This window comes from Arthrobacter sp. zg-Y916, assembly GCF_020907385.1.
GTDB lineage: Bacteria > Actinomycetota > Actinomycetes > Actinomycetales > Micrococcaceae > Arthrobacter_B > Arthrobacter_B caoxuetaonis.
Genome location: NZ_JAJJOD010000001.1, coordinates 507971 through 528031 on the forward strand (window position 1 = coordinate 507971; position 20061 = coordinate 528031).

At 66.3% G+C, this 20061-nt stretch carries 16 protein-coding genes; 10 read left to right on the forward strand and 6 right to left on the reverse strand.

Going from position 1 to position 20061, the window contains the following annotated elements:
- Positions 1–66 precede the first annotated feature (66 nt).
- The 3 genes from LOC59_RS02440 to LOC59_RS02450 all read left to right on the forward strand — a co-directional run bounded on the left by LOC59_RS02440 (position 67) and on the right by LOC59_RS02450 (position 3220).
- A complete protein-coding gene (locus LOC59_RS02440) occupies positions 67–774 on the forward strand; it encodes a demethylmenaquinone methyltransferase (protein WP_227915562.1) in 708 nt (235 codons plus the stop codon).
- Between the two features lies 1 nt (position 775).
- Entirely contained in the window at positions 776–2122 is a 1347-nt protein-coding gene (locus LOC59_RS02445; RefSeq protein ID WP_227915561.1) for a geranylgeranyl reductase family protein, read from the forward strand.
- An 87-nt stretch (positions 2123–2209) separates the two neighbouring features.
- On the forward strand, positions 2210–3220 hold the full coding sequence (locus LOC59_RS02450) for a polyprenyl synthetase family protein (protein ID WP_227894579.1): 1011 nt from the start codon (positions 2210–2212) through the stop codon (positions 3218–3220).
- Positions 3221–3259: 39 nt separating this feature from the next.
- On the opposite strand, the gene LOC59_RS02455 is transcribed toward LOC59_RS02450, so the two are convergent.
- The 3 genes from LOC59_RS02455 to LOC59_RS02465 all read right to left on the reverse strand — a co-directional run bounded on the left by LOC59_RS02455 (position 3260) and on the right by LOC59_RS02465 (position 5921).
- Positions 3260–3694, reverse strand: coding sequence for a hypothetical protein (locus LOC59_RS02455; RefSeq protein ID WP_227894168.1), 435 nt, complete (start codon positions 3692–3694; stop codon positions 3260–3262).
- 96 nt (positions 3695–3790) lie between these two features.
- Positions 3791–4423, reverse strand: a complete 633-nt coding sequence (locus LOC59_RS02460) for a putative glycolipid-binding domain-containing protein (protein WP_227894169.1) — start codon at positions 4421–4423, stop codon at positions 3791–3793.
- Between the two features lie 82 nt (positions 4424–4505).
- Entirely contained in the window at positions 4506–5921 is a 1416-nt protein-coding gene (locus LOC59_RS02465; RefSeq protein WP_227894170.1) for a PucR family transcriptional regulator, read from the reverse strand.
- A gap of 152 nt (positions 5922–6073) precedes the next feature.
- Between LOC59_RS02465 and gabT the strand changes: the two genes are divergently transcribed.
- Positions 6074–7429 (forward strand): 4-aminobutyrate--2-oxoglutarate transaminase, encoded by a 1356-nt coding sequence (gene gabT / locus LOC59_RS02470; RefSeq protein ID WP_229970496.1) that lies wholly within the window; start codon positions 6074–6076, stop codon positions 7427–7429.
- Positions 7430–7542: 113 nt separating this feature from the next.
- Here the strand turns inward: gabT and LOC59_RS02475 are convergent, their stop codons facing one another.
- On the reverse strand, positions 7543–8211 hold the full coding sequence (locus LOC59_RS02475; RefSeq protein WP_229970498.1) for a TetR/AcrR family transcriptional regulator: 669 nt from the start codon (positions 8209–8211) through the stop codon (positions 7543–7545).
- A 159-nt stretch (positions 8212–8370) separates the two neighbouring features.
- Here LOC59_RS02475 and LOC59_RS02480 point away from each other — a divergent pair, with 159 nt between their 5' ends.
- From LOC59_RS02480 to LOC59_RS02495, 4 genes are all read left to right on the forward strand, one after another.
- Entirely contained in the window at positions 8371–9741 is a 1371-nt protein-coding gene (locus LOC59_RS02480) for a flavin monoamine oxidase family protein (protein WP_229970500.1), read from the forward strand.
- Positions 9742–9745: 4 nt separating this feature from the next.
- Positions 9746–10645, forward strand: coding sequence for a universal stress protein (locus tag LOC59_RS02485; protein WP_227894174.1), 900 nt, complete (start codon positions 9746–9748; stop codon positions 10643–10645).
- A complete protein-coding gene (locus LOC59_RS02490; RefSeq protein ID WP_227894175.1) occupies positions 10642–12213 on the forward strand; it encodes an APC family permease in 1572 nt (523 codons plus the stop codon). The genes LOC59_RS02485 and LOC59_RS02490 overlap by 4 nt, the downstream gene beginning before the upstream one ends.
- A gap of 249 nt (positions 12214–12462) precedes the next feature.
- Positions 12463–13962, forward strand: coding sequence for a CAP domain-containing protein (locus LOC59_RS02495; RefSeq protein ID WP_229970502.1), 1500 nt, complete (start codon positions 12463–12465; stop codon positions 13960–13962).
- A gap of 99 nt (positions 13963–14061) precedes the next feature.
- Here the strand turns inward: LOC59_RS02495 and rarD are convergent, their stop codons facing one another.
- Entirely contained in the window at positions 14062–15099 is a 1038-nt protein-coding gene (gene rarD, locus LOC59_RS02500) for an EamA family transporter RarD (protein WP_227915556.1), read from the reverse strand.
- Positions 15100–15237: 138 nt separating this feature from the next.
- Here rarD and LOC59_RS02505 point away from each other — a divergent pair, with 138 nt between their 5' ends.
- Positions 15238–16665 carry an FAD-dependent oxidoreductase gene (locus LOC59_RS02505; protein WP_227915555.1) on the forward strand — a complete coding sequence of 476 codons (1428 nt, stop codon included), beginning with the start codon at positions 15238–15240 and terminating at the stop codon, positions 16663–16665.
- 256 nt (positions 16666–16921) lie between these two features.
- Positions 16922–18250: a GAF domain-containing protein gene (locus tag LOC59_RS02510; protein ID WP_229970505.1), complete on the forward strand. Its 1329-nt coding sequence runs from the start codon at positions 16922–16924 to the stop codon at positions 18248–18250.
- Here LOC59_RS02510 and LOC59_RS02515 read toward each other — a convergent pair.
- Positions 18247–19911 (reverse strand): DHA2 family efflux MFS transporter permease subunit, encoded by a 1665-nt coding sequence (locus LOC59_RS02515; protein WP_229970507.1) that lies wholly within the window; start codon positions 19909–19911, stop codon positions 18247–18249. The genes LOC59_RS02510 and LOC59_RS02515 overlap by 4 nt on opposite strands.
- Between the last annotated feature and the right edge of the window lie 150 nt (positions 19912–20061).

A 20061-nucleotide genomic window follows, 5' to 3' on the forward strand; every position in this document is an offset into this window, starting at 1 on the left:
TGTGACCAAATGCAAACGGGTAGTTTCCGGTTCGGCTGGCCGAACATTGTTTGAGACAATGAGCGGGTGAAGCGCGCAACTTTGGAAAAACGCCCTGATGAAGTCGCTGCCATGTTTGACGAGGTGGCACCCAAATACGACATCGTCAACGACGTGCTGTCCCTGGGCCAGACCCGCCGCTGGCGGCGCCTGGTGGTCGAGGCAGTAGGTGCACGCCGCGGCCAGCGCGTGCTGGACCTTGCAGCCGGCACCGGCACTTCCAGTGAGCCCTACGCCGATGCGGGAATCGGCGTCGTCGCCTGTGATTTTTCCCTGGGCATGCTCACGGTGGGCAAGCGGCGCCGCCCGGACATCGACTTCGTGGCCGGAGACGCCACCAACCTGCCGTTCGCTGACGAATCCTTTGATGCCGCCACTATCTCCTTCGGCCTGCGCAATGTGAATGAACCGCAGAAGGCCCTGGAAGAGATGTACCGGGTGACCAAGCCCGGCGGAACGCTGGTCATTGCTGAGTTCTCCTCTCCGGTGGTACCGGTGTGGCGCACTATGTACACCGAGTACCTGATGCGCGCGCTGCCCCCGATCGCCCGCAAGGTGGCTTCCAACCCGGACGCCTACGTTTACCTGGCCGAATCGATCCGTGCGTGGCCGAACCAGGATGGGCTGGCAGCCTGGATTTCCGCTGCCGGCTGGCAGGACGTTGCCTACCGCAACCTCTCCGGCGGAATCGTCGCGATCCACCGCGCCGTCAAGCCGGGCGGGACCGCCGGCTGACGTGAGCGTCCTGATAGTCGGGGCAGGCCCCGCCGGCTCCACCGCAGCCTATTACCTGGCCTCTGCCGGGATCGACGTGACCGTACTGGAGAAGACGTCCTTTCCGCGTGAAAAAGTCTGCGGCGACGGACTGACTCCGCGCGCCGTCCGGGAAATCCAGTTGCTCGGCCTGCCGCATGAGGAAGCTGCGGGCTGGCGCAGGAACAAGGGCCTGCGCCTGATCGCTGCGGGACGCACGGTTGAGCTGCCCTGGCCGGACCTTGAGGATTTCCCCTCCTACGGACTGGTGCGCACGCGCCTGGGCTTCGACGAAGAACTGGCGCAGCATGCGCGCTCTGCCGGAGCCGTCATCCTGGAGCGGCACAGCGTCACGGAGGCGCTGCGCGATGACAGCGGACGGGTCTGCGGTGTGCGCGCGAATGTCCTCGACGAGAACGGCCGGCGCACGGGAGAAACCCGCGAATTCGCCGCCGACGTGGTCCTCGCTGCCGATGGGAACTCCAGCCGCACCGCCCTGAGCCTGGGCCTGGAAAAACGCGATGACCGGCCCCTCGGCGTCGCGGTGCGCACGTACTTCACGTCCCCGCGCACCAATGACGACTGGATGGAAGGCTGGCTGGAACTGCCCGATGCCTCCGGCAATCCGCTTCCCGGCTACGGCTGGGTCTTCGGCGTGGGAGACGGAACCTCCAACGTCGGACTGGGAATCCTGAACTCCTCCAAGGAATTCGGCAAGCTGGACTATCGCAAGGTCCTGCGTGACTGGACGGCGGGAATGCCTCCGGAGTGGGGCTTCACCCCGGAGAACCAGGTGGGGGAAATCCGCGGAGCGGCCCTGCCCATGGGCTTCAACCGCACTCCGCACTATTCGCCCGGGCTGCTGCTCCTGGGCGACGCCGGCGGAATGGTCAGTCCCTTCAACGGCGAGGGCATTTCCTACGCGATGGAATCAGCCCGGTTTGCGGCGGATTACATTGTCTCCGCCGGCCAGGCTGCCTCCCGTCCGGGCATGCTTTCGGCACAAGCCGCTTACGACGGCGTCCTGGCCGGGTATGCGGACCGCGTGCGGTCCGAGTGGGGCAGCCACTTCACCCTGGGCCGCATTTTTGCCGGCCTGATCGGCAAGCCCGCGGTCATGAAACTGGCGCTGCGCACCGGTATGCCGATCCCCGTGCTGATGAAGTTCGTGGTGCGGATGCTCGCGAACCTCACCGATGCATCGCCCCGGAGGGTGGAGGATAGAGTGATTGCCTTGATGGAAATGCTTGTTCCAGCCGCTTCAAACCAGGACTCCGTGCCTGCCCCGGCCCGGGGTGCACGCCCTGCCGCTGAGGCCGGCCATGTCTAACCCTGCCAACCCGTCCCGCCGAGAAGTTAGCCTTGAACAGTGACTGAATCCACCAATGCCAGCCCGGACGCCTTCGGGGACGCTGAGATGGCGCTGCCGCCGGGATTTGCGCCCCTCGCCGAGGATCCTGTCCTGGGGCCCGCCATCGTGTCCGGTCTTGAGAAGGTGGAAGAGGAGCTTCGGGAAGCGATTGCCAACTCGGACCCTTTCGCTGACGCGACCTCCAGGCACCTGCTCGAAGCAGGCGGGAAGCGTATCCGCCCGCTACTGGTGCTGCTGGCCTCCCACCTGGGACCGAACCCGGGCGGGCCCGAGGTTCGTACCTCCGCCGTCGTTGTTGAACTGACCCACCTTGCCACCCTCTATCACGACGACGTGATGGACTCGGCTCCGGTGCGCCGCGGGGCCCCCACAGCCCACGAAGTATGGGGAAACTCCGTGGCCGTCCTGACCGGCGACCTGATCTTTGCGCGCGCTTCCTCCCTGGTGTCCGTTCTGGGTCCCGAAGCCTTGGCGATCCAGGCCCGCACGTTCGAACGCCTGGTCATGGGGCAGCTGCAGGAGACCATGGGACCGGCCGACGGCGAGGATCCGCTGGAACACTACCTGTCCGTCATCGGCGGAAAAACCGGCTCGCTGATTGCGGCGTCCGGCCAGCTGGGTGCACTGTTCGGCGGGGCTGATGCGAAGACTGTCGAGATCATGGTCGAGTACGGCGAGAAGATTGGCGTGGCCTTCCAGCTCGCCGACGATGTCATCGACGTCGCCGGGCTGAAGGACAAGTCGGGGAAGACGCCCGGCACCGACCTGCGCGAAGGTGTCCCCACCCTGCCGGTCCTGCTGCTGCGGCGCAACGCCGCTGCCGGTGACGCGGATGCTGCCGCGGTCCTGGAACTCGTGGACGCGGACCTGACATCGGATGAGGCCCTGGCTGCTGCGGTTGCCGCAGTCCGCGGCAACCGTGCCACTGCCCAGGCCTGGGACGTCGCACGCCAGTGGGCTGCAGACGCCGTCGCAGCCCTGGAGCCGATGCCCGATTCCGTGGTCAAGGCATCCCTGGCAGCGTTTGCCGAAGCCGTCGTGGAGCGCGAGGCGTAAGGCCCGTACGCCGCGGGTGCCCAGCACCCGCGGCCGGTACTACTGGTCGTCCAGGTTTTCGTCGTCCTCGAAGACCCACTCGAACATGTCGAAGACATACTCGCTGAAGGTGCCTTCTTCGCTCTGCCACTCGCCGCGGGCGTTGTTGCGGCGCCAGACGATCGGGTCCGGCACGGCCAGCTGGTCGACGCGGAATCCCCAGGCGAACTTCTCGTCCTCGTCTTCCAGGAAGAGCAGGTAGCCGTCCTCGACCTCGAGCTCGTCGGGGTCCCAGAAGAAGTGGTAGGCCTCCATCAGGTCTTCGCAGCTGCCCAGTGCCAGATAGAACTCACGCAGGACCAGCGGAATGTCGAAGTCGTGTTCGTCGAGGATCTCGTCGAGCTCGTCCGGAGCCAGGCCGTCCTCGGGGCGCCATTTGTCCTCAAGGTACTTCGGAACCAGGGCGCGGAACTTTTCCAGGAACATTTCACTCATTGGGGGATCTCCAACGTTGCAGGCGGGCGTACTTCAATCCTAGCCGTGCGCCGGGGCCGGAAGGTCCGCGCCGGTTCCCGGCAGTGACGGGCGCAGCTAACCGGTCCGGCGGGCAAGTCCGGGGTAGTCGATCACGGCGCCGTCGGCGTCGACCGTGAGTTCCGCGGTGAAGCCGCGCGTGGCGGAGCTGTAAAGGACAATCGCGTTCCCGCGTTCTTCGCGGTAGGGGGAGACCTGTGAGTAGACCTGTTCGCTGGCCAGTACGCGCAGGCTGGGCATTTCCACCCACGCCATGGTCAGCCGTGTCTCGTCAGGCGGCGCGGCATGGTTAAGCAGGTCCAGCCGCAGGATCGGCATGGTGTTGGTCAGCGGGCAGAGACCGAGGTCGCAGTCCTGCGCGTTGTCCAGGGCCAGGGGATCTTCGATGCCGGGTTCAGGCAGGTCAGGGTTGCCGGAGGATCTCACCTGGGAATCCCAGCGCCCGTCGACCGAGCGTGTCAGTTCGAGGGAGCGCGACCAGTCCGGCCCCGTCACCTCTACCTGCAGCCGGCGTGTCACCCAGCCGGGGGAAGTGCTCAGCGTCCAGGTTGCGCGGTAGTCATCGCACGTGGACGTGCCGCTGGCGGCCAGTTCCGTTTCGCGGAAGGAGACGACGGCGGTATCCCGGCGGCCGGGGTCGTCGGTGCCCGCCCAGTGAAGGGTCCTGGCGGGCTGCGCTGGCAAGTCCATCCCTACAGAGTAAAGTCCGGCACAAAGGGGCACAAAACCGTGCCGCCGGAGGCCGGGCAGGGGACGGCACCGCCAAGCCCGCCTACCCGGCGAGCCGGCGGACGTTCAGGGCGAGGTACAGGTGGACGCGGTCTGCCGTGACGGACGGGTCGTAGCCCGAAAGGTCAGCAATTTGGGAGAGCCGGTAACGCACTGTGTTCCGGTGCAGGCCCAGGGCCTGGGCGACCTTGGCGACCGAACCATTCAGCGCCAGGTACTTCTCGAGAGTGGGGACCAGCTCCGCGTCGTGGGCCTTGTCAAAGTCCGTCAGCGGGTCCAGTGCCTCCGCGGCGAGGTCCGCCAGCGGGACGTCCCGGCTGGCCATCAGCAGCGACGCCAGGCTCAGACGGTCGGGTTCGTTGACCGCGGCGCCGCGCAGCAGCCCTTCCTTTGCCTCGTAGTAGCCCCAGCGAAGGCCCGCCGGTTCGGCGTAGGCGCCGCCCGCGCCCACCTTGGCGGTGATGCCCGCTTCCCGCAGGTATCCACCCAGCGCGGCGGCCAGCTCCGTGGAATTGCCGTCGGCCACCAGGAGTGCCAGCCGGTCCTCGCAGATGGCAGTGACGGCGGAGTCGAAGAGTGCCGGCAGGGGCAGGGACGGCAGGAGCCGAGCCTGGCCCGGGACAGCCTCCACCAGCAAGGTCAGCTGGCGGCGCTCGGTGTCCACTCCCGCGGCACGCAGCCGGTGGACGGCGTCCTGGCCGGAGAGCTTGCCCGCCACCACATCGGCCAGCAGCTGGCCGTTCACCACGCGTTCGCGTGCCCGCCTGCGTGAGAGGTTGTTCAGTTCCACACTGATCAGGCTCTGGGCATAGGCGAGCAGATCCGGCTGGCGGAACGGTTCAGCTACTTCAAGGGTGCAGCGGTCCCGCATCCCGGTGGCGATCGGCGTGCTGTGCCAGCGGGTTCCTTCCGGAGGCTCCCCGGTGCTGAAGACGCGGCTGCCGTAGCGGTAGAGGGCCACCTCGGATCCGAGGATGCGGCCCAGCTGCCGCAGCAGACCGGCGAGGCCCTGCCCGGAGAGCAGCGCCTGGGCCAGGATCTGGTGCCCAGAGAGCAGATCGCGCAGGTGCTCGGTGTGGTCTGCCGACAAGGCGTCGGCCACGAGCTTTCCGATGGCAATGAACGGGGTGTCGTAGGGAACCTCGAATACCGGCACGCCCAGGCGGTTGGCTTCTTCCAAGAGGGGTCCGGGCACACGGGCCTGGCTCAGTCCGGTACCGAAGCCGATGGCTAGTGCCCCTGCACGGTGCACACTCTCGACGAACCGGCGCTGCACCGCACCGGTCCGCTGCCGGATGCCGGTGGTCAGAACCACTTCACCGCCGCTCAGGAAAGGGGACGGATCTTCGAGCTCGGTCACCGCTACCCACTGCACTTCAACGGGTTCAACGGGTGCGGTCCCCTTGACCGCAAGACCCAGGTTTTCGGCATCGAGGAGGGTGGTGAGGGAGATAGGCACGGGTTCAACTATAGGATGTCCGGATTGGACGGATGCACGGCAAGTGGCTGGCCCTGTTGTGCGGATGACCGTCCCTCAGTTCCGGCCTGGAGCGTAAATTTGGATCACTGCGGCCTATAGCCCCCATCACTTTTCCCTTGAGAGGCAGAACCATGAGCACATCAGCCACTGAACCGACCTACCGGCTGGAGCAGAAGCGGAACATTACCGGAACCTTCCCCGGGCCCAAGTCCGCTGCGCTGAATGAGCGCCGTGCAGCCGTCGTCGCCAAGGGCGTCGCGTCCAGCGTTCCCGTGTATGTCCAGGACGCCGACGGCGGCATCATCCAGGACGTTGACGGCAATTCGTTCATCGACCTCGGTTCGGGAATCGCAGTTACCAGCGTAGGCGCCTCTGATCCCGCCGTCGTCGCTGCGGCCCAGGAGCAGGTTGCCCGGTTCACGCACACCTGCTTCATGGTCACGCCGTACGAAGGCTACGTGGCTGTCGCCGAGAAGCTGGCAGAGCTCACCCCGGGAACCCACGAGAAGCGCACCGTGCTCTTCAACTCCGGCGCCGAAGCTGTGGAGAACGCCATCAAGATTGCCCGTTCGGCCACCGGCCGCCAGGCTGTCGTTGCATTCGACCACGCCTACCACGGCCGCACCAACCTCACCATGGGCCTGACCGCGAAGGCGATGCCCTACAAGACCGGTTTCGGTCCCTTCGCCTCCGAGATCTACCGCATGCCCATGAGCTACCCGTTCCGTGAAGAGAACCCGGAGATCACCGGCACCGAGGCCGCAGAGCGCGCGATCCTGGCCATCGAGAAGCAGATCGGCGCCGACCAGCTTGCTGCCCTCCTGATCGAGCCGATCCAGGGTGAAGGCGGCTTCATCGTCCCCGCGGAGGGCTTCCTTCCCCGCCTGGCAGCTTGGGCCAAGGAAAACGGAATCGTCTTCATCGCGGATGAAGTCCAGTCCGGTTTCTGCCGCACCGGTGAGTGGTTCGCCGTGAACCACGAAGGTGTTGTTCCGGACATCATGACGATGGCCAAGGGCATTGCCGGCGGCATGCCGCTCTCCGCGGTGACCGGCCGGGCGGACCTGCTCGACGCCGTCCACCCCGGCGGTCTGGGCGGCACGTACGGCGGCAACCCGGTGGCCTGCGCCTCGGCACTGGCAGCCATCGAAACCATGATCGAACAGGACCTTGCCGGCCGTGCACGCCGGATTGAGGAACTAACCGTTCCCCGTCTGCAGGAGACCGCTGAAAAGACCGGCATCATCGGCGAAGTCCGCGGACGCGGCGCCATGCTGGCCATTGAACTGGTCAAGCCCGGGTCCAAGGCTCCCAACGCCGAAGCAGCCAAGGCGATCGCCGCGGCCTGCCTGGCCGAGGGCGTCATCATCCTCACCTGCGGCACCTACGGGAACGTCATCCGCCTGCTGCCGCCGCTGGTGATCAGCGACGAACTGCTCTCGGACGGCCTTGACGTGCTGGAAGCAGCGATCCGCGCGCAGGCCTAGGCTGCAGCGGCAAGGATTAACGGGCGGTCTCCGGAACATTTCCGGGGGCCGCCCTCTTTTGTCAGCAGTTTTGTCAGCAGCTCGCTTTTGCCGTCAGCGCGCTGGTCTCATCATCAAGCGCGGCCGGGGACGGGAAGCCGCCCCGAAAACCCCCGGACCACCGCATCCAAACCGGCTTCGAAAGCCTCCTCGGCCCCCTTGCCGCCTTCCCGGGCGTGGGCGGCTGCGACGGCCGAGGTGAAAAGCGGGCTCTGGTCCGCCAGCGAGCCGGTGTCGAAAATGTCCTCGGGCGCAACGGCGTCGAACGCTGAGCCGAAAATAAAGGATTCCAGCGCGACGATAGCCGGAACTATGGCGGCCTCCTGCCATCCCGCCCGGAGGAATCCGGCCGTGACTGCCTCGTACATGGCAAGCGTCCGCGGCGCGCCGCTGACCTGCAGGACGGCGATGACCGGAATCAGGGGAGTGTGCCGGACGAAGACGCTGCGGTAGGAGCGGGCCCAGACGCGGACTGCCTGCTCCCATGGTTCCGAGGCAAACGCGGAGACGTCGACTTCCGCCATGAGGTCGTCCTGGATCCAGCGAAGGACTTCCTGTTTCGAGGCGGCGTGGTTGTACAGGGCCGAGGGCGCTACCTGGAGCTTTGCGGCAAGCGAGGACATGGTGAAGCCCTCGTAACCCCGGCTGCCAATGACCTCAAGGGCCGCCGCAGTGATGTTCTCCTGGGTGAGCACACGCTGGTGGGGGCGTCCGGCGCTTCGCCTGGCGCGTGGTGCCGGCATGTGTTCCTCCAAAGGTCACGGGCGCTTGGGTATCCCAAAAATTAATATTCGCACACGCCTCTCTGCGCGCAGCTGCGGTCGGCTAGAGTGTCGACTAAATGAATCGTATTCATTTATGGCATGGAGCGGCCGTATGCGGCCGTCGAGAGAGGACACACAGTGCAGAGCCTGGAACGTAACGTCGTCATCATTGGTGCAGGACCTTCCGGCCTGAGGGCAGCGCGGAAGCTGAAGGCCGCTGGCCTGACCGTAGCCGTGCTTGAAGCCCGCAGCCGCGTTGGCGGGCGGACCTGGTCAGATACCGTCGACGGCGCTTTCCTGGAGATCGGCGGACAGTGGATCTCACCGGACCAGGAAGCGCTGAGCGAACTGGTGGAGGAACTGGGCCTGGAAACGTTCCCGCGCTACCGCGAGGGCGAATCCGTGTACATCGGCTCCGACCGCCGCGCCGTGCGCTACTCGGGGGAGATGTTCCCGGTAGCGGAGTCGACAGCGAAGGAAATGGAGCGGCTGATCGAGCTCCTGGACGCACTGACCGCGCAAACCGATCCGGCGGCGCCGTGGACCCATCCCCAGGCGCGTGAACTGGACACGGTTTCGTTCTCCCAGTGGCTGCGCAGCCAATCACAGGATGAGGAAGCCTGCAACAACATTGGCCTGTTCGTGGCCGGCGGCATGCTCACCAAACCGGCCCATTCCTTCTCCGTACTGCAGGCACTGCTCATGGCAGCCTCGGCGGGGTCCTTCTCCAACCTCGTGGACGAGAACTTCATCCTGGACCGCCGCGTGGCGGGCGGCATGCAGCAGGTTTCCGAGCGCATGGCCGCTGAGCTGGGCGACGACGTCGTACTCAACGCTCCGGTGCGTACGCTGCGCTGGTCCGACGGTCCGGAGGGCACCTCGGTCACGGCTGAGGCCGACGGCGTCACGGTCACCGCCCGCTACGCCATCATGGCGGTCCCGCCGAACCTCTACTCCCGCGTCTCCTTTGACCCGCCCCTGCCCCGCCGGCAGCACCAGATGCACCAGCACCAGTCCCTGGGACTGGTGATCAAGGTCCACGCCGTCTATGCGACGCCGTTCTGGCGGGAGGCAGGACTCTCCGGTACCTGCTTCGGCGCCCATGAGCTGGTGCAGGAGGTCTATGACAACACAAACCACGGCGATCCCCGCGGCACGCTGGTGGGCTTTGTCTCCGACGAAAAAGCCGATGCCATGTTCGAGCTCAGCGCCGGGGAACGCAAGACGGCGATCCTGGAGTCCATTGCCGGCTACCTGGGGGAGCAGGCCCTGGCACCCGAGGTCTACTACGAGTCTGACTGGGGTTCGGAGGAATGGACCCGCGGCGCCTACGCCGCCAGCTATGACCTCGGCGGCCTGCACCGGTACGGACCGGACCAGCTGGCCCCGGTGGGGCCAATCTACTGGTCCTGCTCCGATCTGGCGGCGGAGGGCTACCAGCACGTCGACGGTGCCGTCCGCATGGGCGCGCTGACGGCAGAGCGCATCATCGCGCGGTTCGAAGACTGACGCCGTGCGTTACGTCGTCGGCTATACAGCCACTGAACGGGGCAGGGACGCGCTGAATCTGGCCTGCGCCATTGCCCGGAGCCAGGGCGCCTCACTGGACGTGGTGATGGTGGATCCCGAGGAATCCCCCTACACAGCGGTCTATCCGCCGGACCGCTCCTATGCCGGCCTGCTGGCCGAACAGATGCGGACCTGGCTGGACGAGGCCCTGGCCCTGGTCCCGGAAGATGTCGAGGCCCGGGGCCATATCCGTCCCGCGGATTCGGACGCCCGCGGACTGATCGATGCGGCAGCCGAGTTCGGTGCCGAACTCATCGTCGTAGGCGCCGGGAGCAACGGCCTCTTCAAACGCTTCACCATCGGCAGCGTTGCCAACGCCCTGCTGCACGCGGCCCACATCCCCGTGGCGCTCGCTCCGCGCGGCTACAGCCGGGTGGCCCCGATTTCGCGGATCACCTGCGCCGTGGGGGAGCGCCGGGGTGCCGAAGACGTGCTTGAGGTCGCCTCGGAATCCGCAGCACGCCGGGGGCTGCCGCTGCGGCTCGTATCGATGCTCGCGGTGGACTCCCAGGACGGAGCTGCCATGGACGAAGCCCGGCTGCACATCGCCGACCGGGTGGCCCGTGCCAAGGTCCTCACGTCCGGACGCAGCGAGGTTACCGGCGAGGCGGCCCAGGGCCGCACCATCGAGAACGCCGTGGACGGCATGGAATTCGACGACGGCGAGATCCTGGTGATCGGATCCAGCCGCCTTGCCCGGCAAAACCAGCTCTTTATCGGCCCCACGGCATCCAAGGTGCTGCGCAGCCTGCCCGTTCCCATGGTGGTGGTGCCGCGCAACTACACCGGACCCGCGCCGTTGGGCCCGGAGTTCCCCAACACCCAGCCAGGAGAACCGCAATGAGCACAAGGCCCCGTAAATCCGCAGCCGGTGCCCAGGGCACCGGCCTGAGCAGCAAGGGACTCAAAGGCGGGCAGGTGGGCCTCCTGGGCGCCGTCGTCATTGGCATCTCCTGCATCGCCCCGGCCTACACACTCACCTCAGGGCTGGGCCCGACGGTCGCAGAAGTTGGAGTCCAGCTCCCGGCGATCTTCCTGGTGGGCTTCATTCCGATGATCCTCGTGGCCATCGGCTACCGGCAACTGAACACGGCCATGCCGGATTCCGGCACCTCCTTCACCTGGGCAACACGTGCCTTCGGGCCGTGGGTGGGCTGGATGGGCGGGTGGGGGCTGATTGCGGCGACTATCATCGTGCTCTCCAACCTTGCTGCGGTGGCAGTCGACTTTTTCTACCTCATGCTCGCGCAGGTAACGGGCAACGATGCGCTGGCAGACCTGACCCGGAACCTTCCGGTGAACATTGCTACCACCCTGGCCTTCATTGCCCTGGCCTGCTGGATTTCCTACCGCGGCGTTGAGACCACCAAGACCGTGCAGTATGTCCTGGTGGGTTTCCAGCTGGTGGTGCTCACATGGTTCTCGGTGGCTGCGTTTATCCACGTGGCACAGGGCACGGCGTTCGATCCGCTGCAGATCAGCGCAGACTGGTTCAATCCGTTCGCGGTTGAGTCCTTCTCCGCCTTTGCTGCCGGAGTCTCGCTGTCGATCTTCGTGTACTGGGGCTGGGACGTCACCCTGACCATGAATGAGGAGACCCGTAATCCGGACCGGACGCCGGGCCGTGCCGCCACTGCCACAGTCTTCGTGATCGTGCTGATCTACATGATGATCGCCCTGGCGGTGATCTCCTATGCAGGTGTAGGAGACGGAGAGCTCGGAGCAGGCAACCCGGAGAACCAGGAGAGCATCTTTGCGGTCCTGGCCGGCCCTGTCATGGGTCCGTTCGCGATCCTTATGTCACTGTCCATCCTGAGCAGTTCGGCGGCGTCCCTGCAGTCGACCTTCGTTTCGCCGGCGCGGACCCTGCTGGCCATGGGGCACTACCGTGCCCTGCCCGGCCGTTTTGGCAGGATCAGCCCGGCCTACAAATCCCCCGGTTACGCCACGGTCGCGGCAGCCGTGGCTGCAGCAGGCTTCTACGTCATCACCAGGCTCCTGTCTGAGAATGCACTGTGGGACACCATCACCGCCCTGGGCCTGATGATCTGCTTCTACTACGGCATCACCGCCTTGGCATGTGTCTGGTACTTCCGCCGGGAAGCCTTCACCTCCGTCCGCAGCTTCCTGCTGAAGATCCTTGCCCCGGGGCTGGGCGGCGTGATCCTGTTCGTGATGTTCGCCAAGACAGCCGTGGACTCCATGGATCCTGACTACGGTTCCGGATCTTCCCTGGGCGGCGTTGGCCTGGTCTTCGTCCTGGGAATGGGCGTGATCGGACTTGGTGCCGTCCTGATGCTGGTGATGTACCGCCGGAACCCCGGATTCTTCCAGGGCGAGACGCTCCGCGTCGGCCACTCCGGCACTGCCGCTGAGCAGGCTCCGGAAGAAGCGGGCGCGGCCAACGTCTAGGTCTGCTGCCTTCAAAGGAACTGCAGGAGCCCGGTGCTCCTGCAGTTCCTTTCTGCTTCTGCCGTGATTTACGGGATGAAAGTGAAGAGAGTTAGCCAATGTGAAGATTGTAAATTCGAGTGTCCTCGATTACATTGCATGTCAAGCACCCCGTAATTACGCGGCGTGTCGCGGCCGTTTTGGGGATGGCTGCGCAGGACAGGCCTCCACGGGGAAATCCGCGGGTCTCGAGGCAAGGACTACATAGCAATGCGATTGAGGAAACTCGCGGGCGTTTTTACTGCGCTCGCACTGGCGGTGGGGGCGACCGCCGTTTCACTGCCGGCGGCGTCCGCCACGGCAGTAGACGGCCAGGCGGCCGTCCGGCTCCACACCCTGGTCAACGATTACCGCGCAAAGCACGCGCTGAAGCCCCTGGTGTGGAACAACGGAATCGCGGCCGTGGCGCAGGACTGGACGCTGAGGTCTGCGCAGACAGCCAATAGGGACGGGGCGGGTACCTTCACCCACAATCCGTCCTTCGCCTCCCAGTATCCGGCCGGCGCCAGGCACTGGTCAGAGAACATCGCCTGGAACATGAGCGTGGACCAGGCCTTTGAGTGGTGGGTCAACTCCGAGCCCCACCGTGCAAACATGCTCCGGGCCGCGGACACCGACTTGGGTATTGGAGTTGTCCTGCTCACCTCCGGGCCGAACAAGGGCGTCTACCTGGCGACCGTCAACTTCGGCCAGTACGAGCAGCCCGCGCCCGCCCCTGCGGCGCCGGAACCGGCGCCGGAACCTGAACCGGCACCGGCACCGGCACCGGCACCGGCACCGGCTCAAACGCAGCCTGCCGAGCAGATGCAGACGCACAAACCGGCCGAAACGCCGGAGACGCCTGCGCAGCCAGCGGCCGATACGCCCGAAACGCCGGCCCAGAAGCCGGTCGAAACGCCTGTGCAAACGCCGGCACAGACGCCGGAGCCGGCACTGACGCCCGAACCGGCACCGGCTGCCGGGACTGAGGCGGACCCGGCTCCGGCACCCGCTCCCGTTGACGACCCGGCGCCAGAACCGGCACCGGCACCGGAAGCCGTCCCGGAGGTCGCTCCAACCCTCCCCGCACCGTTGCCGCCGGCTGAGCCTGCACCCACCGCGCCGACGGAGGCGGAACTGCCGGCACCGGCACCGGCTGAACGAGCGGTCACCGCACCCGTGCCGGAAGCGCCCGCGGAACCGTCCGCTTCCCCGGATCCGGATCCCGCCGAAACGCCTTCTCCGGCACCGGCGGGGGCACGGACCGAACTGCAAACCAGCGATCCGGCACTGTTGGTACCCGGGGCCCGCGGCAGCTTTGCCGCCCAGGCGACCGGAAGCCAACTGCGCCTGACTGGCCTCACACCCGGCGAGCAGTACCAGGTATTCCTGCACTCCACGCCCATTAAGGCCGGCATTCTGAGCGTCGACGCGGACGGGACGCTCCCGGTTCAGATCCCGGCCAGTCTGGAGGCGGGAGAGCACCGCGTGGCGTTGTACACCCTGGAGGGAACACTCGCCGGATGGCAGTCCTTCTCCGTGCAGCCGGTTGTGACGGTGCTGGGTGCACCGGCACCGGCATCGGCCGCCACGGCCGCGCCGGCGGCGCTGGCTGCCACCGGTGTCGCGCCGGGGCAGGCCCTGACCGCTGCTGCAGGTGCCTTCATGGTGCTCGGGGGAGCGGCCGCGCTCCTGCTGCTCCGCCGCAGGCACCCCACTGAGGCGGGTTAGCGATCTGCCCCCGGACAGACGAACGGCGAAGGATTGCTCCTTCGCCGTTCGTCCGTGTCTGTCCGTTCCCGGCAGGGCCGGGCAGAAGCGTGGAAAGTCCTAGGCCATGGCCGCCCTGCGCAGCCGGGACCGGCGCTGGGACCCCAGCATGTCGATGCTGAGTATCGCCAGTGCCAGCCAGACCAGTCCAAAACCGGCCCAGCGCTCCGGCGGCATGGCCTCGTTGAAGACCAGCAGGGCCATGGTGAACTGCAGGATGGGCGCCAGGTACTGCAGCATGCCGATCGTAGTCAGCGGGAGCCTGCCCGCGGCGGCGCCGAAGAAGATCAGCGGCACGGCGGTGGCGATCCCTGATCCTGCGAGCAGCCAGAAATGGGCGGGTCCGAAGGTCAGCAGGGTTCCGCTCCCGTTCAGGGACATGATCACCAGTACTGCGGCGGCAACCGGCACGAGGACGGCAGTCTCGATCGAGAGGCTGGAAACGGCGTCGACTTTTCCTCCCACTCCCTTTTTGACCAGGCCGTAGAATCCGAAACTGAAGGCAAGGGCCAGGGACACCCAGGGGACGTTCCCGTAGCCCAGGGCCAGGACCAGTACAGCAACGAAACTGACGGCTATGGCGGCCCACTGCAGCGGCCGCAGCTTCTCCTTGAGAAGGAACACGCCCAGGAGCACGGAGACCAGCGGGTTGATGAAGTAGCCAAGTGCCGCCTCGACGGCATGGCCGTTCAAGACTGCCCAGGCAAAAACGAGCCAGTTCACCGCGATGAGAACTGCCGCCAGGCTGAGCGTGCCGAGCAGGCGAAGGTCGCGGCCGGCTGCCAGGACCTTGTGCCAGGACCGCATGACCGAGAGCAGCAAGGCGCAGAACACGAGCGAGAAAACGATCCGGGCCGCCACAATCTCCAAAGCGCCGGCCGGCTCCAGGAGCAGGAAATAGAGCGGCAGGAATCCCCAGATGCCATAGGCACCGATTCCAAAAAGCAGGCCCGATCCGCTGAGCTTCTCGTCATTTGCCGGCGCCGGGGTACGGCGCCCTGCTCCGTCCCGGACTGCTGCAGGCGGGTCCGCGAAAGCCGCGGGGGGAGATACGGGTGCATCGGCGGCAGAAGCGCCGGCTGTCGGCTCATGGGGCATACGCCGTGTAACGCACTACGCCCTGCGCGTATTCCCCGGGGCAGCAGGCTTGTCATTTAGACGGCGCGAACGGGGGCAATTAGAATAGATAACTGTGCGCCTATTGCGTGCCACGACTCCCAAGAAGAAGGACTATACGTGTCTAACTCAGCTCCGGACAGCTCGAAGCGTCCCATGCGGGTCGCAATTATCGGTGCTGGTCCGGCCGGCGTTTACGCGGCAGACATCCTGACCAAAGCCGACCGCGACTTCGAAGTCAGCATCGACCTCTTCGACCAGTACCCGGCACCCTACGGCTTGATCCGCTACGGAGTGGCTCCGGACCACCCGCGTATCAAGGGCATCGTCAACGCCCTGGAAAAGGTTCTGGACCGCGGCGACATCCGCTTCCTCGGCAACGTGAACTACGGGCGCGACCTCACGCTCAAGGACTTCCGGCACTTCTACGACGCCATCATTTTCGCCACCGGGGCGCTCAAGGATGCGCCGCTGAATATCCCGGGCGTCGACCTCGAAGGTTCCTTCGGCGGTGCGGACTTCGTGTCCTGGTATGACGGCAACCCGGACGTGCCGCGTGACTGGCCGCTGGATGCCAAAGAGATCGCGGTGATCGGCAACGGCAACGTGGCCCTCGACGTCGCCCGGATCCTGTCCAAGCATGCCGATGACCTGCTGACCACTGAAATTCCGTCCAACGTCTACGAGGGTCTGAAGAAGTCGCCCGTCACCGACGTCCACGTCTTTGGCCGCCGAGGGCCGGCACAGGTGAAGTTCACGCCGCTGGAGCTGCGCGAACTCTCGCATTCCCGCGACGTGGACATCGTTCTCTACCCCGAAGACTTCGAGTTCGACGAAGCCTCGGATGAGCAGATCCGTACAAACAACCAGACCAAGACCATGGTCAACACCCTGACCAACTGGCTGGTCGAGGAACAGGACACCGGTGCCTCGCGCCGGCTGCACCTGCACTTCCTGCACTCGCCGGTGGAGATCCAGGAAGATCCGTCCGCTCCCGGCAAGGTTGCCGGCATCAAGATGGAACGCACCGAGCTCGACGGTACCGGCAACGCGCGCGGCACCGGGGAATTCGTGGACTACCCGGTCCAGGCCGTCTACCGGGCCGTGGGCTACTTCGGCTCCGAACTGCCTGAGGTTGGTTACGACTCCCGCCGCGGCGTGATCCCCAACGAAGGCGGCCGCGTGGTGGACACCAGCGGCGAACCGGTTCCCGGCATCTACACGACCGGCTGGATCAAGCGCGGACCGGTCGGCCTGATCGGCCACACCAAGGGCGACGCACTTGAGACCATCGGCTACCTGCTGGAGGACCGGCGTACCCTTCCCGCAGCCGAAGAGCCGGACCCCGGTGCCATCATCTCGCTGCTGGAAGAGCGCGGCGTCGAATACACCACCTGGGAAGGCTGGAAGCGGCTTGATGCTTACGAGAAGTCCCTCGGAGCCAGCTACGTCCACGGCGATCCCGGCATCGGTGAGCTGGTCCGCGAGCGCGTCAAGGTCGTGGACCGCGAGGAAATGACCCGGATCTCCCGCGGCGACGCCGGCTAGCTGCCGTCTCCCGCTTCTCACTGAGCAGGTCTGTTGCCAGGGCGCACCATACGTCCTGGCAACAGACGTTTAAGCGGGTACTGCACGCCCTCGTGAGACCGGCACTGCTGTGAGACCGGCACTGCTGTGAGCCGGCACCGTTGGGAGGCTGGCCCTGGAACGTGAGCCGTGTCACCATGGACGGGCAGCCCCTGGCTGCCCCGGCAGTGGCTTGCCGGCGTGAGCGGTCTCCTTATCAGCGCGGATAGGTTGGACGGTGCAGCACACTCGAAGTGCCGTGCACGGGCGGAAGCCCCGGACGGCGGAATCACTCCAGCAGGACGCCTGGCTGGCGCATGAAAGCCTGCGGACACAGGGCCGGGTGCTGGATGTGCTGCGGCCCGGGGTCCTGGAATCCTGGCAGCGGTCGCTGAGCCACCTGCCTGATCCGGATGCGGCGGCTCCTGCCCTGGTGTTCGACGGCGACGAACTGGCCGTCTACCGCGCCTCCCACCCGCTGGCATCGATCATGCCCGTCATCCAGCGCCTGCTTGTTGAACCGGGCAAGGACAGCGGGCTGCTGGTGGCGGTAGGGGACCAGCTGGGACGGCTGCTCTGGGTCGACGGTGATCCCGAGCTGCTGCGCCGGGCGGAAGGCATGATGTTCATGCCCGGAACCGACTGGTCCGAAAACTCGATCGGCACCAGTGCTCCCGGTACCGCCCTTGTGACCGGACACAGTGTGCAGATCGCGGGAGCCGAGCACTTCAGCCCGCAGGTGCATCCCTGGTCCTGCACCGCGGTTCCCGTCCACGACCCCGACTCCGGGAGCGTGCTGGGCGTGGTGGACATTACCGGCAAGGAAGAGGCCGTCGCCGTCCACACCCTCGCGCTGGTCGAAGCCGCCGTCGCTGCCGCCACAACCCAGCTGCGGGTCGAACGCCTGCAGAGCCAGCAGCGGCCCCAGGGGCGGCGGAACAGTACGGCCCGGGAGCCGCGGCCCGGCCTGTACCAGGACAGCCTGCAAATCCTCGGCACGGATGCCGCCGTGCTGTGCGTGGACGGGACCCGGCTGCAGCTGAGCCTGCGCCATTCGGAGCTGATGACCCTGCTGGCCCTGCATCCGCGCGGTCTTACCGCCGAGGAACTTGCGGTGCTTGCGTATCCTGAGGAAGCCTCGGTGGGCAGCGTCCGGGCCGAAATGCTGCGGCTGCGCAAGCTCCTTTCCCGTTCGGCATCGGCACGTATTGTGCCCGAGTCACGGCCGTACCGTCTGCCGGCGGACCTGGTGCTCGACGCCGGGCAGGTTCGCGCCTGCCTCTCGCGCGGCGCGCACCGACTGGCACTGAACATCTACAAAGGCCCAGTGCTGCCGCATTCCCTGGCTCCCGGCATCGTGGAACTGCGGCGGAGGCTGGGCGCCGAACTGCGCGAAGCGGTTCTGTCTGAAGCCGGGGTCGAGACGGTACTGCAGTACCTCAAGCTCGACGAAGCAATGGACGACGCCGAGGCGTGGCGCCTGGCGCTGCAGCTGCTGCCCCGGCGTTCCCCGCGACGGGCGGCGATCGTCGCGGAGCTGCAGCGGATCGAACGCGACCTGGCCTAGGAGCGGGCTTCTCCGCCGTCATCCGTTGCCCGGACGCCGGCAGGCTCGCCGGCCTGCGGCCCGATGACCGGCTTGATCCGCAGGCTGGTCAGGAAACCGATGAGCAGTGCCCCGGCGGCGATCCAGCCGGCCAGGGATGCGCCGCTGGTCATGGCATCCCGGGCGGCGTCGGCAATGAAGGCGGTCTGGGGATCTGCTGCCAGGGCCGTGATGCTGCCGCCCGAGGTGGCATTCACCGAATCAACGGCCCCGGCAAGCTGGGGGGCACCGGCAGCCGCGTCAGCAACCTGGTTCTCGGTTCCGGTGCGCAGCGTGGTGAAGAACGCCGTTCCCAGTACCGCGATGCCAAGTGCTGACCCTGTCTGCCGGGCCGTGCTCTGGGTAGCGGAACCCTGGCCGCTCTTGGCGAGCGGAACTTCGGCCAGGATCACCGAGGTCAGCTGCGCGGTGGCCAGGCCGACGCCGATGCCGTAGAAGAGCAGGATCGGGGAAGTGAGCCAGGCGGTGCTGTCCGGACGGATCAATAGGGCCAGCGCGGCGATGCTGAGGATTTCCAGGGCCAGGCCCATCCGCACCACCACTACGGGACTGTACCTGCGTGCCAGGGACGCAACGCCGCCGGAGGCCAGGAAGGACCCAACCGCCAGGGGAAGCAATGCCAGTCCCGCTTCGAAGGCGGTATAGCCCAGCACATTCTGGAACCACAACGGCAGCGAAAGGATCAGCCCGAATTCGCCGAAGCTCACAATCAGGGCGGTCACGTTGCCGTTGGCGAAGGACGGGATGCGGAACAGCGAGAGGTCCAGGATGACGCCCTTGCCGGCGTTCGTGCGCGACCGCTCAAGCAGCACAAAGCTCGCCAGCGCCACCACGGCCACTGCAAAGGCCACCGGCACGGGGGAGAGGGACCCGACCTGGAAGGGTGCGTCCTCAGTGGCGTTCCACCAGCCGTAGCTTCGGCCCTCGATCAGGCCGAAGACCAGCGCGCCGAAGCCCAGGATGGACAGCGCGGCGCCACCGAGGTCCAGGCGCTGGGCGGCGCCGGTCACGGCTTCTGAGGATTCCGCCACGAACAGCAGGAGCCCGGCAACCACCAGCATGCCCACCGGAATGTTGATGCCGAAGGCCCAGCGCCAGCTGGCATTCTCGGTCAGCCAGCCGCCCAGCAGGGGGCCGATGGCTGCCATGCCGCCGATCGTGGATCCCCAGACTGCGAAGGCAATGCCGCGGTCCCGGCCCTGGAAGTTAGCGTTCAGCAGCGCCAGGGTGGTGGGCAGGATCATTGAGCCGCCCAGGCCCTGCAGTGCACGGCCCAGGATCAGGATTCCGCCGGATTCGGCGAGCGCGCACAGCACCGAGGCGGCGACAAAGAGCACGACGCCGATCAGCATGATCCGGCGCCGGCCCACCCTGTCTGCAATCCGGCCCCAGGTCAGCAGCAGCGCGGCGAAGAGCAGGGTGTAAATCTCCTGTACCCACTGGATCTCGGTACTGGAGATACCCAGGTCACCGACAATCGAGGGAACAGACACGGACACGATGGTGGCGTCCATGATGATCATCGCTACCCCGAGGCTAATGGCCAGCAGGCCCCACCAGCGGTAGCGGATGTAGCGGCTGGCCCCCGGTGCGGTACTGCTGCCACTTTGTGCGGAACTCATTAGCTGTCCTTATATCTCGATCAGTGAGAAATTGCCCTAGGTAACCATAATCCTGTCTGTCGAAACCCGCCAGACGGTGCGCAAACCCGCCTGCTACGCAGATGCTACGTCCGCCTGCGTACTGTTCGGGTCATCGACGGAACACGACAC

What these genes read in the sequence shown, in the direction of transcription:
- LOC59_RS02475 (WP_229970498.1), bottom strand. Translation starts at nt 8,211, where the DNA reads ATGCCGGCACCACGCGCCAGGCGAAGCGCCGGACGCCCCCACCAGCGT.
- LOC59_RS02450 (WP_227894579.1), top strand. Translation starts at nt 2,210, where the DNA reads ATGGCGCTGCCGCCGGGATTTGCGCCCCTCGCCGAGGATCCTGTCCTG.
- rarD (WP_227915556.1), bottom strand. Translation starts at nt 15,099, where the DNA reads ATGCCCCATGAGCCGACAGCCGGCGCTTCTGCCGCCGATGCACCCGTA.
- LOC59_RS02490 (WP_227894175.1), top strand. Translation starts at nt 10,642, where the DNA reads ATGAGCACAAGGCCCCGTAAATCCGCAGCCGGTGCCCAGGGCACCGGC.
- LOC59_RS02455 (WP_227894168.1), bottom strand. Translation starts at nt 3,694, where the DNA reads ATGAGTGAAATGTTCCTGGAAAAGTTCCGCGCCCTGGTTCCGAAGTAC.
- LOC59_RS02515 (WP_229970507.1), bottom strand. Translation starts at nt 19,911, where the DNA reads ATGAGTTCCGCACAAAGTGGCAGCAGTACCGCACCGGGGGCCAGCCGC.
- gabT (WP_229970496.1), top strand. Translation starts at nt 6,074, where the DNA reads ATGAGCACATCAGCCACTGAACCGACCTACCGGCTGGAGCAGAAGCGG.
- LOC59_RS02460 (WP_227894169.1), bottom strand. Translation starts at nt 4,423, where the DNA reads ATGGACTTGCCAGCGCAGCCCGCCAGGACCCTTCACTGGGCGGGCACC.
- LOC59_RS02495 (WP_229970502.1), top strand. Translation starts at nt 12,463, where the DNA reads ATGCGATTGAGGAAACTCGCGGGCGTTTTTACTGCGCTCGCACTGGCG.